General features: G+C 71.4%; 4 protein-coding genes and 1 pseudogene. 2 read left to right on the plus strand and 3 right to left on the minus strand.

Features of this window, described 5'->3' with window-relative positions; all coding sequences use genetic code 11:
• Window positions 1-344: 344 nt before the first annotated feature.
• The gene (locus A5701_RS15830; protein WP_067755354.1) at window positions 345-1,139 is read right to left on the minus strand and encodes a DUF2470 domain-containing protein; all 795 of its coding nucleotides are present in this window, start codon (window positions 1,137-1,139) and stop codon (window positions 345-347) included.
• An 87-nt stretch (window positions 1,140-1,226) separates the two neighbouring features.
• Here A5701_RS15830 and pheA point away from each other — a divergent pair, with 87 nt between their 5' ends.
• Entirely contained in the window at window positions 1,227-2,174 is a 948-nt protein-coding gene (gene pheA / locus A5701_RS15835; protein WP_067755357.1) for a prephenate dehydratase, read from the plus strand.
• Window positions 2,171-2,857: a histidine phosphatase family protein gene (locus A5701_RS15840; RefSeq protein ID WP_067755364.1), complete on the plus strand. Its 687-nt coding sequence runs from the start codon at window positions 2,171-2,173 to the stop codon at window positions 2,855-2,857. Before pheA ends, A5701_RS15840 begins: the two co-directional genes overlap by 4 nt.
• Before the next feature lie 7 nt (window positions 2,858-2,864).
• Here A5701_RS15840 and A5701_RS15845 read toward each other — a convergent pair whose 3' ends face one another.
• Together A5701_RS15845 and A5701_RS15850 are read right to left on the minus strand one after the other, a co-directional pair.
• The gene (locus A5701_RS15845; RefSeq protein WP_067755368.1) at window positions 2,865-3,056 is read right to left on the minus strand and encodes a hypothetical protein; all 192 of its coding nucleotides are present in this window, start codon (window positions 3,054-3,056) and stop codon (window positions 2,865-2,867) included.
• Window positions 3,053-3,474, minus strand: a pseudogene (locus tag A5701_RS15850) (metallopeptidase family protein). Before A5701_RS15850 ends, A5701_RS15845 begins: the two are co-directional and overlap by 4 nt.
• Window positions 3,475-3,615 lie beyond the last annotated feature (141 nt).

Raw genomic sequence — 3,615 nt, forward strand, 5'->3', positions numbered from 1 at the left:
AAACTGTGGATAGTCGGGATAGCTGAAGAGATAGCCGACGACTCGGCTCCAGCCATTCCCGGCCATCCGCGGGACCACCACCGCGGCCCACCCCACCGCCCCCGCGGCGCCGACGCGGCTGGCGCCGGTGGGTCCGGTCGCTGGCGTCGATCCTGGTGATCGGCTCGCTGCTGGCCGGGATCGCCGTCGTCTGTGGGGCCGTCTGGTTCGACAGCCGGCTGCACCGCGACGAGATTCTCACCGACTACCCCGGCGACCCGGACGGTCCGAGGGGACGCGGCCGGTGCGGGGGTCGATCGCCGTTCACCCGGTTAACGTACCGGCCGGTGCCTCCCGCGGTTCGACTACGAGCGGGCGTGCAGGCCGTTGATGAAGGGGCAGCCCATCAGCACCCGGATCGCCTGGCTCAGCCCGGTCATGTCGTCCACCGGCTTGTGGAACGGCAGGCGGACATCGTGGTCGCGGTCCGGGCCTTCGACGCGGAACCGCACGCCGTAGCGATCGAGCCCGAGCGGCCGCACCTGCCCGCGGCGCAAGGGCGCGGGCAGCCGGGACACCAGCCGCGCGACCACATCGGAGTGGGCGGTGTCCAGATGCCACAGCAGGTTCGATTCGACCTCGCAGAACGGGTCGGGACTCGCCGCGAGGAGATCTTCCACACTGACGGGCTCGGCGCCGGTGGCGTCGGTGACGACGACGGACGCAACCTCCAGGCGGAACAGCGTGTACCGCGACTCCTGCCCGTCCGACGGCGCACATCGCGGGGTGTCCACCTGAAGCAAGGCGGGGTGCGGCCACTCGGCGGCGATCAGGTCGACCGTCTCCGCGACCTCGGCCCGGTGAAATTCCCGGAGGCGTCCGCGCACCCAAACCAGCGATCGCACCGGTTCGCGCAGCGGCAGCGGCGCGTAATCCGTCAACTCCAGCAGGGCCTGGGCCCCGGCGACGCCGTCGTTCGTTCCGGGCAGGGCCAGCGCGAAGGACCCGTCGGGCAGCAGGTGATGGACCGGCGTCACGACCGGATCCTGGCGCGCCGGCACGGTCTCGAGGGCCAGCAGCGCGCCGCCGGCGCGGACGCACGCGCTGCGGATTCGTTCGGCGGTCGTCGGGGCGGGGCAGGCGGTCAGCGGTAACACCATTCTCCTTAAATTAGGTAAGCCTAAGTTAACTTAGAACGCAGGGCGCCGCAAGGGCGGTTTGGCGGCCCGCGCCGCTAGGGTTGTGGCGTGGTCCGCATCGCTTATCTCGGTCCGGAAGGGACCTTCACCGAGGCGGCGCTGTTGCAGATCACGGCGGCCGGTCTGATTCCCGACCGCCCCGGCGAGGTCCGGCGACTGCCCATCGACAGCACCGCCGCGGCGCTGGACACCGTCCGCGACGGCGGGGCGGAGTACGCCTGCGTCCCGATCGAGAACTCGATCGACGGGTCCGTGACGCCCACCCTCGACAGCCTGGCCATCGGCTCGCCCCTGCAGGTGTTCGCCGAAACCACCCTGGACGTCGCCTTCACCATCGTCATCCAACCGGGACGCACCGCCGCCGATGTGCGCACCCTGGCGGCGTTCTCCGTGGCCGCCGCGCAGGTGCGGCACTGGGTCGCCGCCCACCTGCCCGAGGCCGAGTTGCGGCCCGCCTACTCCAACGCCGACGCGGCGCGGCAGGTGGCCGAAGGCCAGGCCGACGCCGGGGTGACCTCGCCGCTGGCCGCCGCCCACTGGGGGCTGGCCGCATTGGCCGAGGGCGTGGTCGACGAACCCAACGCCCGCACGCGCTTCCTTCTGGTGGGCCTGCCCGGGCCGCCGCCGGCCCGCACCGGTGCCGACCGCACCGCGGTGGTGCTGCGCATCGACAACGCGCCGGGTGCGCTGCTCGGCGCGCTGACCGAATTCGGGATCCGCGGCATCGACCTGACCCGAATCGAATCGCGGCCGACCCGGACCTCGCTGGGCACCTACATGTTCTTCGCCGACTGTGTGGGCCACATCGACGACGACGCCGTCGCCGAGGCACTCAAAGCGCTGCACCGTCGTTGTGCCGATGTGAGGTACCTGGGATCTTGGCCGACCGGCTCGCCCGCCGGGGTGCTGCCGCCGCCGGCCGACGAGGCGGCGCGCTGGCTGGCGCGGCTACGCGAAGGAAAACCCGAAACCGCGGCCGGGGGAATGGAGCTATGACCGGGCGGCTGGTGCTACTGCGACACGGCCAGTCCTACAGCAACGTCGAACGCAGGCTGGACACCCGGCCGCCCGGGGCGGAGCTGACGCCGCTGGGCCGCGACCAGGCCCGTGCCTTCGCGCGCGGTGCGGACCGGCCGGCGTTGCTGGCCCACTCGGTTGCGATCCGCGCGTCGCAGACCGCGGGGGTGATCGGCGGCGAACTCGAGATGGCGCCCATCGAGGTGCCCGGCGTGCACGAGGTCCAGGTGGGTGGCCTGGAAAACCGCAGCGACGACGATGCCGTCGCCGAATTCAACGCGATCTACGAGCGGTGGCATCACGGCGACCTCGACATCCCGCTGCCCGGCGGGGAAACCGGCAACGACGTGTTGGACCGCTACGTGCCGGTGCTCACCGAACTGCGCCTGCGCTACCTCGACGACCGCGACTGGGCCGGCGACATCGTCGTCGTCAGCCATGGCGCGGCGATCCGGCTGGCGGCGGCCGTGCTGGCCGGCGTGGACGCCGGCTTCGCGCTGGACCACCACCTCGACAACGCCGAATCGGTGGTCTTGGCACCCATCACCGACGGCCGGTGGAGCTGCGTGCGCTGGGGGACCCTGACGCCACCGTTCTACCCCGAGGCGGATGCGACCCCCGTCGCCGACGCGGTGCACTCGAGCACCGACCCGATGGGCTGAGGGCCGGTCAGACAGCCAGCGCGACGGCCTCGGAGCATCCGCAGCCGATGGCATCGCAGTCGACGACGAACGCGTGCGGCAACAGCTCGGGGCTGAAGCAATCCGGCTCCGTGCATTCGGAGCGGCGCAGTGAATGGCGAATGATGGTGCCGTGACAGTGATCCAAGCCTGCCCGGCAGTCGCGGCAGTCAGCACTCATAACCCGTTCATAGCACCGGCGGCGGACAAATCCGGGATGCCGCGCCCATAGAACGGGCCGACGTTCGTCAGGCCCAGCCCAATTCCTCCAGCCGCTCGTCGTCGATGCCGAAGTGGTGGGCGATCTCGTGGATCACCGTGATCGCGACCTCCTGGACGACGTCGTCGTCGGATTCGCAGACGTCCAGCAGCGCCTCGCGGTAAATCGTGATGGCGTCGGGCAGGGATCCGGCGTAGTCGGAGTCACGCTCGGTCAGCGCGACCCCTTCGTACAACCCGAGGAGTTCGCCGTCGTCGGGGTGGCGGTCCTCGACCAGCACGACGATGTTGTCCATTGCCGCCGCCAGCTCGGGCGGGATCAGGTCGAGCGCGTCGGCGACCATTTCCTCGAACCGTTGCGGATCCATCCGCACGGGCACTCGGCTAGCCCCCGGCGGGCGGCGCGGCGGGTGCCTCCGGCGGGGGGTTGGCCGGCGGGGGTGGCGCCCCAGGCGCCCGAGACCAACTCGCCGGCCCCCCAGGCGCCACCACCCGCGGACGCCGGAGCGCCGCCGCAGGGT

The organism is Mycobacterium sp. E3305 (assembly GCF_001666785.1).
Taxonomy (GTDB): domain Bacteria; phylum Actinomycetota; class Actinomycetes; order Mycobacteriales; family Mycobacteriaceae; genus Mycobacterium.